The sequence below is a fragment of the Pseudomonas rustica genome (genome assembly GCF_049959085.1).
Classification (GTDB): domain Bacteria; phylum Pseudomonadota; class Gammaproteobacteria; order Pseudomonadales; family Pseudomonadaceae; genus Aquipseudomonas; species Aquipseudomonas rustica.
In genome coordinates, this window is sequence record NZ_CP188200.1 from 2194996 (window position 1) to 2210813 (window position 15818).

Here is a 15818-nt window from a genome sequence, read left to right on the forward strand (position 1 = left end):
TTTGAATGACCGAGAAGAAACTGGAAACCACGGTCGACCGCGTCTACCAAGGGGTTTACGAGGCGATCAGCAAGCGCTCGTTGCGCCCGGGGATGAAGCTGGGCGAGGCCTCATTGGCCGATTTATTCAATGTCAGCCGCACGTCGGTTCGCGCCGCGTTGAAGCAATTGGAGGCCGACGGCCTGGTTACCACCGAGCCCAACAAAGGTGCGTCGGTGTCATTGCCGAGCAATGAAGAGATCCGTTCGCTGTTCGAAACCCGCCGGCTGATCGAGATCGGCATCGTCACTGAACTGTGCCGACGCAAGGACAGCGCGGCGATGCAGGACTTGCGTGAACATTTATTGCTGGAAGACGAAGCGCACGCTGCCGGTGACCACGAACGGTTGATTCATCTGCTCGGCGAGTTCCACATCAAACTGGCGCGCAGCCTCAATAACCCGGTGTTGCTCGACTGGTTCCAGAAGCTGATCTCGCGCGCCTCGCTGTATGCCGCCGCACTGGACGACGACAGCCATGAAGTGTGCCGCGATGACGAACACCTGCGCCTGATCGAATACATCGAGGCTGGCAATCAGAGCGCTGCCATCGAGCTGACCTGCATGCATTTGAACGGCATCGAAAAAGCCATTCTCGACGTCGCCGCGAAGATGAAAACTGGCTACCATCCGCTCAAGCACCTGATCGGAGTCTAGTCTCCGAGCGGGGACGAAATCGGCTATACCTCTTATGAAACCAATACGACTGAAGACGCTCGAAACAGACGGGCGTCGCGTCGTTCTGGCGTCGCGATTTATCGGGCAACCACCACAGGACACCGAGTCAGTCGATGCAGTTTTTATCCGATAGCCACGGCTGTGATGGCTGGCAAGGCGAAATGGCCGAACGTATCCGCGCGTTCGACTGGAGCCACACTGAACTGGGCCCACTGAATACCTGGCCGGCGAGCCTGTGCAGCGCGGTGCAATTGATGCTGGCCTCGCCGCTGCCGATGGTCATGCTCTGGGGCCATGCCGGCTACATGATCTACAACGACGCCTATTCGGAATTTGCCGGTGGTCGCCATCCGTATCTGCTCGGCTCCCCCGTGGAGTTGGGCTGGCCGGAAGTTGCCGATTTCAACCGCCATGTAGTCGACACGTGCCTGGCCGGCGGTACCTTGTCGTTTCGCAACAAGGCGCTGGTACTGCTGCGCGATGGGGTCCCCGAGGAGGTTTGGCTCGATCTCTATTACAGTCCCGTTTCCAATGATGCCGGAGCGCCTGCCGGGGTGATGGCAATGGTGGTGGAAACCACCGAGTTCGTGATTTCCGAAAGACTGCGCCAAGAGGCCGAAAACGCCTATCGCGCCGATAACGAACGCGTGCGTCTGGCATTGAATGCGGGGGCGTTGGTCGGTTCATTCGTGTGGGACGTGAAAAACAACCGACTGTCCGCGGATGAGCGTTTCGCCCGCACGTTCTCCTACCCGCCGGATCAGGATCTGAGCAATTTGTCTCAGGACGTTGCCGAGTCGCGCATCCACCCGGATGACTTCGACTGGGTGCAGGAACGAGTCACCCGGTGCGTGCAGACCGGCGAGCCGTACAACGCCGAATATCGGGTTCGTCGCGGCGACGGTAGCTATTTCTGGGTGCTGGCCAGCGGCGCTTGCCAGTTCAACGAGCACGGCGAACCGCTGCGCTTCCCCGGCGTACTGATCGACATTCATGAGCGCAAGATAGCCGAAGAGTCTCTGCTCAAATTTACCCGCAATCTTGAACAGCGCGTCGCCAATGAAGTCGAGGCACGCCTGGCGGCTGAGGAACAATTGCGCCAGTCGCAGAAGCTTGAATCGATTGGCGGCCTCACTGGCGGCGTGGCTCACGACTTCAATAACCTGCTGCAGGTGATCGCCGGCAATCTGCATTTACTCGCTCGGCATGAACCGGATAACGCCAACGTGCAGCGCCGCGTCAGTGCTTCGCTGGCGGCGGTCGAGCGTGGCGCCAAACTGTCTTCGCAACTGCTCGCGTTCGCCCGCCGGCAACCGTTGTCGCCGGCGGTGTGCAATCCGCAGCAGATTTTCGATGGCGTCGGCGAATTGCTCCAGCGCGCACTGGGCGAAACCATTCAGATCGATGTGCAATTACCGGCAGAGCCGTGGCACATCAACGTCGACCGCAATCAACTGGAAAACGCCATTCTCAATCTGGCGATCAATGCCCGCGATGCGATGAAGGGCGAGGGCACGATTGGTTTGAGTGCCGCCAACGTTCGGCTCGACAGCGAGTTTTGCGCGGGTAAAGGCATCGTCCCCGGCGAGTTTGTGCGCGTGGCGGTGAGCGATACCGGCGCCGGTATTCCTGCGCAGATACTTGAGCAAGTGTTTGAACCGTTCTTCACCACCAAGGCCGATGGCCAAGGCACGGGGCTGGGTTTGAGCATGGTCTTTGGTTTCGTCAAACAGAGTGGCGGGCATGTCGAGATTGCCAGCCAGGTCGGCGAGGGCACGCGGGTGCAGTTGTACTTCCCGCGCAGCTTGCGCCCGGTTCGCGATGAGGCTCCGAGTGTGGAGAATCTGCAGGGCGGCGGGCATGAGACGATTCTGGTGGTCGAGGACAACGACGCCGTGCGTGCCTCGGCGGTCGAGTTGCTGCGCGAGGAAGGCTATCACGTGTTGACGGCCGGTAACGGCGATGTAGCGATGCAGATGTTGCTGGAAGGGATCGAGGTGGATCTGATCTTTACCGACGTGGTCATGCCGGGGTTGATCAAGAGTTCGGATCTGGCGGCGTGGGCCAAAGTGCAGATACCGGCGGTGGCGGTGCTGTTCACCTCGGGGCACACCCGCGACATCATCTCGCGCAATCACCAGTTGAGCCCGGACACGCATTTGCTGAGCAAACCGTACAGCCCGGAAGCGATGTTGCAGATGATTCGTGCGGTGCTTAATGCCTGACTGGGACAGAACCTTGAGCCTACTCGAGCTCTGTAGGGAGTTACCTGTGGCGAGGGGATTTATCCCCGTTCGGCTGCGCAGCAGTCGTAAATCCTGAGAATGCGGTTCAACTGGAAAAATGCAGGGGAGCGCTTCGCACTCCAACGGGGATAAATCCCCTCACCACAATGAACTCCGCAATCAATGAGGCCTCATTAGTCATAGACTTTTTTTCTGTTCTTCGATCAAGGCCCGCCAATGACTTCCAAGCGTAATTCGAAAGCACCCGCCGGCATGGTTCGTGTGCGGGGCGCGCGTGAACACAACCTGAAGAACGTCGACATCGACATCCCCCGCGATGCGCTGGTGGTGTTCACCGGCGTGTCCGGCTCGGGCAAATCCTCGCTGGCATTCTCGACCTTGTATGCCGAAGCCCAGCGCCGCTACTTCGAATCCGTCGCACCCTACGCGAGAAGGCTGATCGATCAGGTCGGCGTGCCCGATGTCGATTCCATCGAGGGCCTGCCGCCCGCCGTGGCCCTGCAACAACAGCGCGGCACGCCAAGCACGCGGTCTTCAGTGGGCAGCGTGACCACGTTGTCGAGCCTGATCCGCATGCTCTATTCGCGCGCCGGCAGTTACCCGCCGGGGCAGGCGATGCTGTACGCCGAAGACTTTTCGCCGAACACCCCGCAGGGCGCGTGCCCGGACTGCCATGGCCTCGGCCGGGTCTATGAAGTCACCGAAGCGCTGATGGTGCCCGATCCGAATCTGACCATCCGCCAGCGCGCCGTGGCGTCCTGGCCGCTGGCGTGGCAAGGGCAGAACCTGCGCGACATCCTCGTGACCATGGGCATCGACGTCGACATTCCGTGGAAGAAACTGCCGAAAAAGCAGCGCGACTGGATTCTCTTCACCGAAGAAACCCCGACCGTGCCGGTGTACGCCGGGCTGACCCCGGAAGAAACCCGCGTCGCCCTCAAGCGCAAAATGGAGCCGAGCTACCAGGGCACCTTCACCGGCGCGCGTCGCTACATCTTGCACACGTTTACCCATTCGCAAAGTGCGCTGATGAAGAAGCGCGTTTCGCAATTCATGCTCGGCAGCCCTTGCCCGTTATGTGACGGCAAACGCCTTAAGCGTGAGGCGTTGTCGGTGACCTTTGCCGGGTACGACATTGGTGAGTTGTCGCAGATGCCGTTGTTGCAAGTGGCCGAGGTGCTGCGACCGGTAGCTGCGGCGAGCTATCTGCAGCACGCCGAGGAAACCGGCGAAACCCTGAGCCATGCGCAAACCCGCGAGGCTCGTCAGCAAAGGGTGGCCCACGGCGGCAGTGGTCACGCCAGCGCGCCGGATGTGCGGCACACGCCGAACCTGTCGCTGGAGAAGCGTCTGGCGGCGCAGCGCATTGCCGAAGATCTGCTGGAGCGCGTCAGCACCTTAACCGATCTGGGACTCGGCTATCTGGCGCTGGAGCGCAGCACGCCGACGTTGTCGTCCGGTGAGTTGCAACGCTTGCGCCTGGCGACGCAACTGGGCTCGCAGTTGTTCGGCGTGATCTATGTGCTGGATGAACCTTCTGCCGGTTTGCATCCAGCGGATGGCGAGGCGTTGTTCGAGGCTTTGCAGCGGCTGAAGGCGGACGGCAACACGCTGTTCGTGGTCGAGCATGATCTGGAAACCATGCGCCGCGCTGACTGGTTGATCGACGTAGGCCCGGCGGCGGGCGAGAAGGGCGGACAGGTGTTGTACAGCGGCCCTCCGGCGGGATTGGCCGATATTAAAGAGTCGCAAACCCGCGCTTATCTGTTCGCTGAAACCCAGCGACAAACCCGCGCCGCGCGCAAGCCGACGGCGTGGCTGAAACTTGATGGCATCACCCGCAATAACCTCAACAACCTCAGTGCTGAATTTCCCTTGGGCTGTTTTACCTCGGTCACCGGTGTCTCCGGCTCGGGCAAGTCGAGTCTGGTCAGTCAGGCATTGCTCGAACTGGTCGGCGCGCAACTGGGGCGGCCGACGGTTGAAAGCGAAGCGGAAGAAATTAGCCTCGAAGACGATGCACCGCAGGTCAGCAGCGGCCAGGTCACGGCTGGACTGGAGTCGATCAAACGGCTGGTACAAGTTGATCAGAAACCCATCGGCCGCACACCGCGCTCCAATCTGGCGACCTACACCGGCCTGTTCGACAACGTGCGCAAGCTGTTCGCCGCCACCCCCGAGGCGCGCGCGGCGGGATACGACGCCGGGCAGTTCTCCTTCAACGTCGCCAAGGGCCGTTGCGCCACGTGCGAGGGTGAAGGCTTTGTCAGTGTGGAATTGTTGTTTATGCCGAGCGTGTATGCGCCGTGCCCGACCTGTCATGGCGCGCGGTATAACCCGCAGACGCTGGCGATTCTTTGGGAGGGCTTGAGCATCGCGCAGGTGCTGCAATTGACGGTCGATGAAGCGGTGACGGTGTTCACCGGGCAGCCAGGGATTCGTCGTTCTTTGGAGGTGCTGCGCGATATCGGCCTCGGATATTTGCGCCTTGGGCAACCGGCGACGGAGTTGTCCGGCGGTGAAGCGCAGCGGATCAAACTGGCCACCGAGTTGCAACGCAATCAACGCGGCGCGACGTTGTATGTGCTGGATGAACCGACCACAGGATTGCATCCGCGCGATGTTGACCGGTTGCTGGAGCAGCTCGATACGCTGGTGACGGCGGGTCATACGGTGATTGTGGTCGAGCACGAAATGCGCGTGGTCGCGCAGAGTGACTGGGTGATCGACATCGGCCCGGGTGCGGGCGATCAGGGCGGCAGGATTGTGGTGGCGGGCACGCCGCAGAAGGTTGCGGCAAGCAAGAAGAGCAAGACTGCGCCGTTTCTGGCCCGTGCGTTGAGCCGGTAGGTGTACTAGCCGGGCTGGCCTCTTCGCGAGCAAGCTCAGCTCCTACGATGGTTCCGAGTACACCGCAGAACACTGTAGGAGCCGAGCTTGCTCGCGAAAGCGGTCTGTCAGGCACCGTCGAGGGTGCGGCGGACTTTGTCGAGCAGTTCGCTGATCTGGAATGGTTTGACCAGCATGTCCATGCCTGTCCCGAGAAACACCTGCCGATTGATCGCCGTTTCCGCATACCCGGTCATGAACAGAATCGGCAAACCCTCACGCCAGCCCCGCGCCACGTCCGCCAGTTCCCGCCCGCTCATGCGCGGTAAACCGACATCCGTCAGCAGCAGATTGATCGACGCATCGTTCTGCAATCGCTCCAGCGCCGTTTCGATATCCGCCGCTTGGGTGCAGCGATAACCGGCATCCTCCAGCACTTCAGTGACAAACATCCGCACCGACGGCATGTCCTCGACGATCAGCACATGCTCACCGGTGCCCTGCGGATCGACCACCGGCGCCGGAATGTCAGCACCGGTCGGGTCGCTGGTCGCCGGCAACATGATTGTCACTTCGGTACCACGTCGCGCCACGCTGCGAATGTGCGCATCGCCGCCGGACTGGCGGGCGAAACCGTAAATCGTCGACAACCCCAACCCCGTGCCCTGGCCCAGCGGTTTGGTGGTGAAGAACGGATCGAAGACCTTGTCGATCACGTTGTGCTCAATGCCCGTGCCGTCATCGCGCACCGACAGGGCGACGTAAGCGCCATCGGCCAGATTCGGATCGCCATGGGAATAAGCCGCGTAGGTGTTGACCCAGACATTACCGCCCGACGGCAGCGCATCGCGGGCGTTGATCACCAGATTGAGCACCGCACTTTCCAGCTGCACCGGGTCGACCAGCGCAATCGCCGGTTTGCTGGTCAGCTCAAGCTTGAGGTTGATGCGTTCGCCGATGGTGCGGGTCAGCAGTTCTTCCAGCGAACGCACATGCTCGTTGATGTCTACCGGGCGTGTGTCCAGCGGTTGCTGACGGGCGAAGGCCAGCAAGCGATGGGTGAGGGCGGCGGCGCTCATTGCCGAGTTCAGTGCCGCTTTGGCGTAGAACTGCACCTTTTCCGGTCGATCGTCAGCCACGCGTTTCTGAATCAATTCCAGGCTGGTGATGATGCCGGTCAGCAGGTTGTTGAAGTCGTGGGCGATGCCGCCGGTGAGTTTGCCCAGCGCATCCATTTTCTGCACTTGCAGCAATTGCGATTCGGCGCGCGCGCGTTCGGCAACTTCCTTGGCCAGTTGCGTGGTGGTGTCATCCAGTCGCGCCAGGTGCGAGCGTTCGCGATGACGGTGCTCGGTGACGTCTTCGACGAACACCAGGCTCAGCTCCGGCGTGCGGTACGGCGAAATCTGCCATTCAGTCTCGCGAAGCTCACCTTGCACGCGCATGTTCAGCGTGCCTTTCCAGCGTTCGCCATCGACCAGTCGCAGGCGCAGTTCGTTGAGGATTGCGCTTTGATCGTCGGCGAAGCATTCGCGCAGGGTTTGCGGATCCTGATTGTCGAGAATCAGTTGGGCGAAGGCGTGATTACATTCATGCACTTTCAAATGCGCATCAAGCACGGCAATCGGCGCCGAGACGTTGGCGAAAATCTCGCGGAATCGCGCCTCGCTCTCACGCAGGGCGTTTTCGGTGTCGCGCACCCGCAGCAGCGTGCGCAGGGTCGCGAGCAACACGTCCGGGTCGACCGGGTGAATCAAGTAAGCATCGGCGCCGGCATCAAGGCCGGTGATGATGTCGCCGGTCTGGATCGAGGCGGCGGACACGTGGATCACTGGCAGCAACGCGGTGCGCGCATCGGCACGCAAGATGCGCACAATGTCGAAACCGCTCATGTCCGGCAGGTTGACGTCGAGGATCAGCGCATCCAGCGGTTCGCTCTCGATCAACGCCAGTCCGTCAGTCCCGGTGCCGGCCTCCAGCACTTGGTAGTCGTGGCGTTCCAGACGCCGGCGCAGGGCGTAGCGGGTGGCGACGTTGTCGTCGACGATCAACAGGCGGATGTCACGTTTCATCGACGTTCTCCAGAGCGATCGCCAGCGGAATGATCACGAAGAAGGTCGAACCGACCCCCGGCGTGCTTTCCAGGCCGACTTCACCGCCCAGCAGGGCCGCGAAGCGTTTACACAGCGACAGGCCCAGCCCGGTGCCGCGCAGACGTTTCTGCAACGGCGAGTCGACCTGGGAAAAGTCCTCGAACAATGCGCCATGCAGCTCGGCAGCGATACCAATACCGGTGTCGCTGACGGCAAAACGTACTTTGTCGATGCCTTCCAGCCGCGCCGACACCCGCACTTCGCCGCGTGTGGTGAACTTCAGCGAGTTGGAAATGAAGTTGCGCAGGATCTGCGCGAGTTTCTTGTCATCGGTGTACAGACGTGGCAGGCCGACCGGTTCTTCGAAAATCAGATCGACCGCCGAGGCATCGACAATCGGCCGGAACATCCCGCGCAGTGCCGAGAACAGGTCGAACATGTCGAACCACGCCGGGGAAATGGTGATGCGCCCGGCCTCGATTTTCGCCAGATCGAGCAAGTCATCGACCATGTCGCTGAGCTCGCGCGCGGCAGTGCTGACGAACGCGACCTGTTTGTGCTGCTCAGGGCTGAGCGGGCCGTCGAGTTCATCGGCGAGCAGGCTGTTGATGCTCAGGATCGAGCCCAGCGGCGTGCGGAATTCGTGGCTCATGTACGACAGAAAACGGCTCTTCAAGTCCGAGGCCTGGCGTAGCTCCTCAGCCTGAATATCGAGTTCGGCATACAGGGCCAGCACGCCTTGGTTGGTTTCATCGAGCTCTTCGCGCAGGGCCGCGGTTTCGCTCTGCAACTGCGCAATCAGCGCGGCCTGTTCGGCGCTGTTGAGAATCGGCGACTCAGCCATGGGCGGCCTCCAGGGCAACGACCAGCACCGTTACATCGTCGCGCCCGCGACAGAAGTCGCGGTGCAGGACGCTGGCTATCACGGCGGGATGGCGGTGCACCAGGCCGGGATAGTCTTGAAGGTTCCAACGGGACTGCAAGCCGTCGCTGTACATGATCAATAGATGTCCGTTCACGTGAGCATAGTCAAAGGGTCGGGCTTTCCGGTATTGCACGCCAACAATGCCTGGGTGCGAGGCCAGCCCGCGGGATTTATCGGCGGAGATCAGGCTGGCGCCAATGTTGCCGACGCCGGCAAAAGTCAGACTGTCGCGCAGCGCGTTGAACTGGGTAAACGCGACAGCGCCGCCCCGGCTGCCGATCATGTCGCGATGCATGTCCTCCATCAGCATGACCGGTTCGGCGAACGGCGTCAGGGCGAAGGTTTCGGCGCCTGCAAGGCCGGCGCGTTCGGCTTCTTCGCCATGGCCCAGACCGTCGATGATCAACGCACTGATGTTGCCGTCCTCATAGGCCAGGTGCCAGACGTCACCACACGCGGGATCGTTGTGCAGCGAATGCTGGCTGACACCGAAGCGAATGTCGGGCGCCCGGTCAGCGCGCGGATACAGTCGCGCCAACAGCACGGCGCCACGGTTATCGGCGTACACATCAAACACTTCGGCCTGGCGCGAAATCGAACCGAGCCCGATGCCTTGGGTGCCGCCGGTGGAGAAGCCGTCGGCCAGACAAGCCTCCAGATCAAAACCCTGGGCGCGATCCACGGCGAGCATTTCGATGCCAAAACCATCAGGGCGCGGCAACACCCGCAGGTGCATTTCACCGTGGCTGGCGTGCTTGAGTATGTTGCTGGCCAACTCTGTCGCCACCAGTGCAACACGCCCCGCATCGCGTTCATCGAAGCCATGCCGTTCGGCCAATTGCTGCGCGGTACGCCGTGCGTAGCCGATCTGGCTGCTGTCTTCAATTGGCAGCACCTGGGTCAGGCTGGAGCGGATATTCATGTCCATCGGGTAATCGTTATTCGAGTGCCTTTGCCGGGTTCGGTGTCGAGTTCGAACTCTTCTACCAGTCGTTTAGCGCCGGTCAGGCCCAGCCCCATGCCGCTGCCGGACGTCCAGCCATCGGTCATCGCCAGTTTCAAGTCGGGAATGCCGGGGCCTTCATCGCGAAACGTCAGGCGCAGACCGACCTTGTGATCCTCATCGAGAATCTGCCAGTCCATGTCGCCACCGCCGCCATAGACCATGGTGTTGCGCGCCAGCTCGCTGACCGCCGTGACCATTTTGGTCAGGTCGATCAGGCGCATGCCGCACTCGGTGGCGAGCTTGCGCGCGGTCTGACGCGCGAGTACCACGTCTTGCTCGATATGGATCGGTTGAGTACCGCTACTGCGCACGGTCATTGTTGCAATACTCGTTCTCGCAGCAGTTTCATCCCTCGCTCGACGTTCAGCGCGGTGCTCACGCCGGGCAAGGTCATGCCGAGTTCAACCAGGGTGATCGCGACGGCGGGCTGCATGCCAACCAACACGGTTTCGGCGTCCATGATTTTCGACAGGCCGGAAATCGTGCCGATCATCCGGCCGATGAACGAGTCGACCATGTCCAGCGCCGAGATGTCGATCAACACCCCGCGCGCCGAGGTTTTGCTGATGCGCTCGGACAAATCGTCCTGCAGGGTGAGGGCGAGTTGGTCATGCATGTCGACCTGAATGGTCACCAGCAAAAAGTCGCCCATCTGAAGAATCGGGATACGTTCCATGCTTAAGCCGTCTTGACGAGGCTGATACCCAGACGGGTCAGGGCCAGTTTCAACGCGTCTGCCAGGTTGGCTTTGGTCACCACGCCTTGCAGGTCGAGGCCAAGGTGGACGATGGTTTGCGCGATTTGCGGACGCACGCCGCTGATGATGCAGTCAGCGCCCATCAGACGAATCGCGGTGACGGTTTTCAGCAGGTGTTGCGCAACCAGAGTGTCGACGGTTGGCACGCCGGTGATGTCGATGATGGCGATTTCCGAACCGGTGTCGACGATGCGTTGCAGCAGCGATTCCATCACCACTTGCGTGCGTTGCGAATCGAGCGTGCCGATCATCGGCAGCGCCAAAACGCCGTCCCACAGCTTGACCACCGGGGTCGACAGCTCCAGCAGTTCTTCCTGCTGACGCTTGATCACCGCTTCACGGGATTTCTGGAACGTGCGGATGGTGTGCATGCCGAACGCGTCGAGCAGCTCGGAGATTTCCCAAAGTTGTTCGGCGAGCAGCGCCGGTTGTTCTTTGTAGTGAGCTTGCAGCAGGTTAAACAGCGGGCCTTTGAGGGCGAAAATGAAGCTGGCGGTTTGCTGCGAATCTTGGCCGAGCAGGGCGCGACTGTGCGACAGCTTTTCGAGGAACTGGCGGGTCGCCTCCCAACCTGGCGTGGCGATGTTGGTGCCGTTGTCGTTCTCGAGACCGCTGACCACCAATTGCAGAAATTCGGAGGTTTGTTGCTGCAGGTCGTGTTCTTTCAGATTGCGCGTGGAACCGCTGGCTTGCAGGCCGTTGATCCATTCGCTCAGCAGTTGCGTTTGCTTGTTTTTCATCGCATCGAGTGTGCTGTTCTGCAGTGCTGCCATGTGCCTGTTGCTCCGTAACGAATTTGGGGCCGATTCGATAAAAATTGATCGGCGCGAAGACATCGACATTTGCCGTTCTAAATAGTTGTTCGATCCCGCCAGGATATTTTTGATCTGGCGCAACGAACGCCCCGGTAACTCTAGTCGGCGTGACGGGGAGTGGAGATGTTTTGAACGTTGACGTGGTGCAGGCTTCGAATCTTCAAGGCCCGGCTGGTTTCAGTCGCGCTTGCTTTGACGAACGAGGTGATTATGAACGAGCAAACCAATCCGCAACAGAATCAATCCTCCGAACCGATCAACCGTAACGATCCGGCAATCGATCCGCAAGTGCCGGGGCAGCCTGCGCCGACGCAGCAGCAGGGTGAGGACGGCCAGGCGCAAAGTGCCGATCCGGCGGTGGATCAGAAGAACAAGCATACGGACAATGACAACGAGTTCAGCCCGGGGTTTGAGCCTAAGCCGGATCGTGCGGAGCCCGGGGAGGAGACGGATGCGGATATTGATACGGATGGGGGTTGAGGTTGGGCGTAAATGATGAGGCCGCATCTTTTGGATGCGGCTTTTTTATTCGCTTGGATTTGGTGGTCGGGTTTGAATCGATCCCCTCACCCCAGCCCTCTCCCCCAAGGGGGCGAGGGGGAAAGGGAGCCGATCTTTGTGTTGTTCAAAATCTAAGTTCGACTCTGGATTTCGATACTTGAACCTGAGTTAGCGTCTGGATCATGAGTTCGATACAGACCTTTCAGGTCGACGTACCTCGAACATTCAACTCGGTCGGCCCCCTCTACCTCCGGGAGAGGTCTGGGGTGAGGGTAAAGCCTTTACTTACTAGGATGCTTGGCCTGCAGCTCTTTCGCCGCCGCCAGATGTTTCTCCAGCCCCGGCAACATTTTCTGCGCAAACGCTTTCAATTCAGTCGCGCCCTTGACCTTGTCATCCGTCACGGTATTCGCCTGTTTCTTGAACAGCTCAATGGTCTCTTCGTGCGCCTTCACCTGATTGTTGGCGTAGGCCGCATCAAACGACTCATCACGCATGTCGAGGATTTTTTCCTTGGCCTGTTTGACCAGCGTCGTGGTGTCCGGCACTTCGATATCGTGGGCCTTGGCAATGCTCGCCAGCTCATCGTTAGCCTTGCCATGGTCAGTGATCATCATGTTGGCAAACGCTTTGATGTCGGCCGATGAGCTCTTTTCCAGGGCCAGGCGACTCGCTTCGATTTCAGCGATACCACCGGCGGCGGCGTTATCGACGAAGTCATTGTCGGTCGCGGCGAAAGCGCTGCCCATACCGGTGCTCAAAGCGACAGCCAAAAACAGATGACGCAAGTTGAATCCGTCCATTGGTGTATCTCCACGCAGGTTTTTGTTGGTGATACTCAATGGAGGCAGCGCGACGTTTAAAGGTTTTATCGCATTTGCGACAGGGCGACGAACGGGCACCGCTGGTCTGACAGGTGGTCGACAGAACGCCCCAACCGAGGCCATTCTGATAACTGGCCTGCGCAATCGGTCGCGCGGGCCAGCCGATCAATTGACGGAGGTGTTCCATGCCGGTGACTCATGACTTGTTACAGGATTTGAAGCTTACGAAGGAAGAGATCCAGCAAAAACGCACCGCGGATCCACATCTGGACGCACTGATCAACAAGTATTCCCAGGCAGACGCCGATGTAGTCAAGGCCGAGACGGCGACCTCGGATGCGCCCAGCGATGACACGCTGAAAAAACTCAAAGAGAAACGCTTGCAGGTCAAAGACAAGATTGTCGAGCAATTGCAGGCGCGATCCTGAAGGCGGGTTGATCCGCCGACCATCGGTTGCGGATTGACTGGAACGACAGCCCCGACCGGCACCTCGAATGTTCAGAGTCTTCAATCATCGACTCTTTGCGAGGTGCCTTATGAACGATCCCAAATTCCCCAGTGAAGAGCAGGGCGCTTTTGACCCGGTTCCGACGCATCCTGAGCCGAATAGCCCGGCGCACACGACAGCTAATCCGGAAGAGCTGGATGAGGATTTGCCGGAAGACGAAGATCCCGACAAATTCGATAAATCCAGTAACTGACTGACGCCTTCGCGGGCAAGCCTTGCTCCTACAGATGATTGCATTTCAACTGTAGGAGCAAGGCTTGCCCGCGAAGGCGTCTATCTATTCAACAAAAATCCACCAGATTCACTTCAACGCCGCATCCAACGACATCCGCGCCATATGCGTCGCCTTCAACGACCCAAAATACAACCACTGCCCATACTCCCTAACCGTGGTAATCGGCGAATAATTGCCATCGCTGGCATCCTGCAAATTGGCAATCACCTTGCCGTCCAGATCCAGCCCCAGCACAAATCCGCGCCTGTCCACCGGTGCCGGCACCAGCTTCAACGCCCGCACGATCATCTTGCGCAGAAATGGATACCCCGCCGTGGCGTCCAGCAGCGTATTGCGCGGCGCATACAGCGCTACCCAAAAGCGGTCACGGCCATTGAACGCGAGGTTGTCCGGCAGCCCCGGCAGATTGTCGATAAACAGGTCGTGAGTGCCAGCTTTCGGCCCGGTCAGCCAATAACGGCTGATGCGATAAGCCCCGGTTTCATTGACCAGCACATAGGCGTCATCCGGGCCGAGGGTCACGCCGTTGGCGAACTCCAGTTTGTCCAGCAACACGCTGGTCTTGCCGGTCTGAAAGTCATAGCGCAGCAAACGCCCATCGCCGCCGTGCTCGATGATCGCCTCGCCGTCATGGCCATAACCCCAGCGGCTGGAGGCATCGCTGAAGTAGGCGAAATGCCCGGGCGCATCAATCGCCACGTCATCGGTGAAACCGAAGGCCAGGCCATTGGCGGCGGTGGTTAGCGGGATCAATTGCCCTTGCGCATCCAGCGACAGCAAGCCTTTCACCCCGTCGGCAATGACCAGCATGCCGTTCGGATGCCGAGCCAATCCCAGCGGACGCCCGCCGGTATCGGCCAGCACTTGGCGCTGCGTGCCATCGAGGCTGGTGCGGATCAGTCGGCCGTCATGCAGGCCGGTGATCAGGAAATCCTCCTCCAGCAGCAGCGCCTCCGGGCCTTCGATATCGCTCGGCCCGACTTGCGCTGCGCCTTTGAGTTTCTGGTTCTCGGCGTAGGGGCCTTCTTTCAGCGATGGCGCGGGCTGCGGCGACCAGGCGACCGGTTCAATTTTGGTCGGCATCAGCAGTAAATATCCGATGACGATGACGAGCAGTAACAACACAATGTGCCGCACCTTCACGCGCTGGCCCTCGCCGAAGCCAAGTGCTGAGCAGCCATGTCGCGCAAGGCCAACATCGACGCCGCCGATTCGCGATCAATCCGGCGTTTGAGCAGCAGGTGATTGGCGATGCGCATGCCCAAACCTTCAAAGCGATAATCCAGCGTGCGCACAAACCGCGTGCCGTTACCTTCGGCCGCGCACTCATACGTCAGCAGCAACGACAAGCCATGATCACCTTGAGCCCGCGCGCACCAGCGGCGGCCCGGCAGGTATTCGGTGACTTCCCAGCGCAAATGCCCTGCGCGACCTCCGGCATGAATATCCTCTTCGAAACGCGAGCCGGCATGCAGCGGGCCGTGTGCACCGTCGATCTTCAGCGATGACGGATGCCACTCTGGCCAGCGGTTGACGCTGGCGGCGTAGGCGAGCACGGCAATCGGCTCACCGGCGATATCGATCTGGTGCTGCAGGCGGGTCATGGGCATTGTCGAATAGCTCAAAGGGGCGGGTTCCGACTCCCAGTAAAGGGTGCCGAAAAGGTAGTCCATCAGCGGAAAAACGATATTGAAATTACGTTCCTGCATGCGTTCTCGACGATGATGCAGTTCGTGCAAACGGCGCATCTGCCGGATCCACGGCAAGCGTGTCAGCGGGTTGTTCGGCGGCAGGTGTTCGCAGGCGTGAAACACTTCGTAAGTCAGATAACCGAGCACCATGCACCCGGCGAAGAGCCCGGCAACGTTGGCGTTCACCTGCGCGATCAGCCACCACAGCGGCAGGGTGATCACCAGCGTGTGAATGACGATCAGCCATGCCGGGAACAGAATCACCCGCCAGTCGCGTGCGCTGTCATAGGTCATGTGGCCGGGGGTGAAGAAGCTGTGATGATCACCGGCATGCCGGGCGTAGAACATCTTCGCGAAGGTTTTTTTATGGTGGCCGAGGTGGCGATGAACCATGTACACGCCGAAGTTGAACAGCAACAGGCTCAACGGCACGGTGAGCCATTCCAGCGGCCGCACTTGCTGCACGGTGCCCCAGAACCCGGCGATGGCCAGCACGCCGAACAGCAGCACGAAAACCCCATGCAGCCACGGGTTGTAGCGCGGATGAATGGCCGCACGGTAGCGGCTGCGGAATGCCTCGGTGGTCTGCCTCACTGCGTTCACCTGCGGGTATCGTTGTTATACCCGGCAGCGTAGCCGATCCGGCCATTTGTGCAGGCCGGACCTTGAGG

Annotated in this window: 15 protein-coding genes; 6 read left to right on the forward strand and 9 right to left on the reverse strand. The window is 60.1% G+C overall.

Features of this window, described 5'->3' with window-relative positions; translation table 11 throughout:
• Positions 1–5 precede the first annotated feature (5 nt).
• The 3 genes from ACP3TY_RS10275 (at position 6) to ACP3TY_RS10285 (ending at position 5812) form a co-directional block, all read left to right on the forward strand.
• On the forward strand, positions 6–695 hold the full coding sequence (locus tag ACP3TY_RS10275) for a GntR family transcriptional regulator (RefSeq protein ID WP_053120886.1): 690 nt from the start codon (positions 6–8) through the stop codon (positions 693–695).
• Positions 696–829: 134 nt separating this feature from the next.
• Positions 830–2941: an ATP-binding protein gene (locus tag ACP3TY_RS10280; protein ID WP_426619889.1), complete on the forward strand. Its 2112-nt coding sequence runs from the start codon at positions 830–832 to the stop codon at positions 2939–2941.
• A 237-nt stretch (positions 2942–3178) separates the two neighbouring features.
• On the forward strand, positions 3179–5812 hold the full coding sequence (locus tag ACP3TY_RS10285) for an excinuclease ABC subunit A (RefSeq protein ID WP_426619890.1): 2634 nt from the start codon (positions 3179–3181) through the stop codon (positions 5810–5812).
• 107 nt (positions 5813–5919) lie between these two features.
• On the opposite strand, the gene ACP3TY_RS10290 is transcribed toward ACP3TY_RS10285, so the two are convergent.
• The 6 genes from ACP3TY_RS10290 to ACP3TY_RS10315 are packed head-to-tail and all read right to left on the reverse strand — an operon-like array spanning position 5920 to position 11345.
• Positions 5920–7863 (reverse strand): response regulator, encoded by a 1944-nt coding sequence (locus ACP3TY_RS10290; RefSeq protein WP_426619891.1) that lies wholly within the window; start codon positions 7861–7863, stop codon positions 5920–5922.
• Complete coding sequence (locus tag ACP3TY_RS10295; protein WP_053120878.1) at positions 7853–8728, reverse strand: sensor histidine kinase; 876 nt, start codon at positions 8726–8728, stop codon at positions 7853–7855. Before ACP3TY_RS10295 ends, ACP3TY_RS10290 begins: the two co-directional genes overlap by 11 nt.
• Positions 8721–9731 (reverse strand): ATP-binding protein, encoded by a 1011-nt coding sequence (locus ACP3TY_RS10300; protein WP_282357899.1) that lies wholly within the window; start codon positions 9729–9731, stop codon positions 8721–8723. The genes ACP3TY_RS10295 and ACP3TY_RS10300 overlap by 8 nt, the downstream gene beginning before the upstream one ends.
• A complete protein-coding gene (locus tag ACP3TY_RS10305) occupies positions 9728–10132 on the reverse strand; it encodes an anti-sigma regulatory factor (RefSeq protein WP_008084828.1) in 405 nt (134 codons plus the stop codon). Before ACP3TY_RS10305 ends, ACP3TY_RS10300 begins: the two co-directional genes overlap by 4 nt.
• A complete protein-coding gene (locus tag ACP3TY_RS10310; protein ID WP_034155679.1) occupies positions 10129–10491 on the reverse strand; it encodes an STAS domain-containing protein in 363 nt (120 codons plus the stop codon). Before ACP3TY_RS10310 ends, ACP3TY_RS10305 begins: the two co-directional genes overlap by 4 nt.
• 2 nt (positions 10492–10493) lie before the next feature.
• Positions 10494–11345: an STAS domain-containing protein gene (locus tag ACP3TY_RS10315; RefSeq protein ID WP_053120876.1), complete on the reverse strand. Its 852-nt coding sequence runs from the start codon at positions 11343–11345 to the stop codon at positions 10494–10496.
• Between the two features lie 252 nt (positions 11346–11597).
• Between ACP3TY_RS10315 and ACP3TY_RS10320 the strand changes: the two genes are divergently transcribed.
• On the forward strand, positions 11598–11867 hold the full coding sequence (locus tag ACP3TY_RS10320; protein WP_053120874.1) for a hypothetical protein: 270 nt from the start codon (positions 11598–11600) through the stop codon (positions 11865–11867).
• Positions 11868–12169: 302 nt separating this feature from the next.
• Here the strand turns inward: ACP3TY_RS10320 and ACP3TY_RS10325 are convergent, their stop codons facing one another.
• Positions 12170–12691 carry a DUF4142 domain-containing protein gene (locus ACP3TY_RS10325; protein WP_212544525.1) on the reverse strand — a complete coding sequence of 174 codons (522 nt, stop codon included), beginning with the start codon at positions 12689–12691 and terminating at the stop codon, positions 12170–12172.
• A gap of 206 nt (positions 12692–12897) precedes the next feature.
• Between ACP3TY_RS10325 and ACP3TY_RS10330 the strand changes: the two genes are divergently transcribed.
• Complete coding sequence (locus ACP3TY_RS10330) at positions 12898–13140, forward strand: YdcH family protein (protein ID WP_053120870.1); 243 nt, start codon at positions 12898–12900, stop codon at positions 13138–13140.
• Positions 13141–13249: 109 nt separating this feature from the next.
• The gene (locus tag ACP3TY_RS10335; protein WP_223026004.1) at positions 13250–13414 is read left to right on the forward strand and encodes a hypothetical protein; all 165 of its coding nucleotides are present in this window, start codon (positions 13250–13252) and stop codon (positions 13412–13414) included.
• A 108-nt stretch (positions 13415–13522) separates the two neighbouring features.
• Here ACP3TY_RS10335 and ACP3TY_RS10340 read toward each other — a convergent pair whose 3' ends face one another.
• Together ACP3TY_RS10340 and ACP3TY_RS10345 are read right to left on the reverse strand one after the other, a co-directional pair.
• Positions 13523–14539: an SMP-30/gluconolactonase/LRE family protein gene (locus ACP3TY_RS10340; RefSeq protein WP_426620453.1), complete on the reverse strand. Its 1017-nt coding sequence runs from the start codon at positions 14537–14539 to the stop codon at positions 13523–13525.
• 56 nt (positions 14540–14595) lie between these two features.
• Positions 14596–15741 (reverse strand): sterol desaturase/SRPBCC family protein, encoded by a 1146-nt coding sequence (locus ACP3TY_RS10345; protein WP_426619892.1) that lies wholly within the window; start codon positions 15739–15741, stop codon positions 14596–14598.
• Positions 15742–15818: the final 77 nt, after the last annotated feature.

Coding starts and splice junctions, on each gene's coding strand:
- ACP3TY_RS10275 (WP_053120886.1), top strand. CDS start 6: ATGACCGAGAAGAAACTGGAAACCACGGTCGACCGCGTCTACCAAGGG.
- ACP3TY_RS10285 (WP_426619890.1), top strand. CDS start 3,179: ATGACTTCCAAGCGTAATTCGAAAGCACCCGCCGGCATGGTTCGTGTG.
- ACP3TY_RS10330 (WP_053120870.1), top strand. CDS start 12,898: ATGCCGGTGACTCATGACTTGTTACAGGATTTGAAGCTTACGAAGGAA.
- ACP3TY_RS10315 (WP_053120876.1), bottom strand. CDS start 11,345: ATGGCAGCACTGCAGAACAGCACACTCGATGCGATGAAAAACAAGCAA.
- ACP3TY_RS10290 (WP_426619891.1), bottom strand. CDS start 7,863: ATGAAACGTGACATCCGCCTGTTGATCGTCGACGACAACGTCGCCACC.
- ACP3TY_RS10295 (WP_053120878.1), bottom strand. CDS start 8,728: ATGGCTGAGTCGCCGATTCTCAACAGCGCCGAACAGGCCGCGCTGATT.
- ACP3TY_RS10300 (WP_282357899.1), bottom strand. CDS start 9,731: ATGAATATCCGCTCCAGCCTGACCCAGGTGCTGCCAATTGAAGACAGC.
- ACP3TY_RS10335 (WP_223026004.1), top strand. CDS start 13,250: ATGAACGATCCCAAATTCCCCAGTGAAGAGCAGGGCGCTTTTGACCCG.
- ACP3TY_RS10280 (WP_426619889.1), top strand. CDS start 830: ATGCAGTTTTTATCCGATAGCCACGGCTGTGATGGCTGGCAAGGCGAA.
- ACP3TY_RS10305 (WP_008084828.1), bottom strand. CDS start 10,132: ATGACCGTGCGCAGTAGCGGTACTCAACCGATCCATATCGAGCAAGAC.
- ACP3TY_RS10325 (WP_212544525.1), bottom strand. CDS start 12,691: ATGGACGGATTCAACTTGCGTCATCTGTTTTTGGCTGTCGCTTTGAGC.
- ACP3TY_RS10340 (WP_426620453.1), bottom strand. CDS start 14,539: ATGCCGACCAAAATTGAACCGGTCGCCTGGTCGCCGCAGCCCGCGCCA.
- ACP3TY_RS10310 (WP_034155679.1), bottom strand. CDS start 10,491: ATGGAACGTATCCCGATTCTTCAGATGGGCGACTTTTTGCTGGTGACC.
- ACP3TY_RS10320 (WP_053120874.1), top strand. CDS start 11,598: ATGAACGAGCAAACCAATCCGCAACAGAATCAATCCTCCGAACCGATC.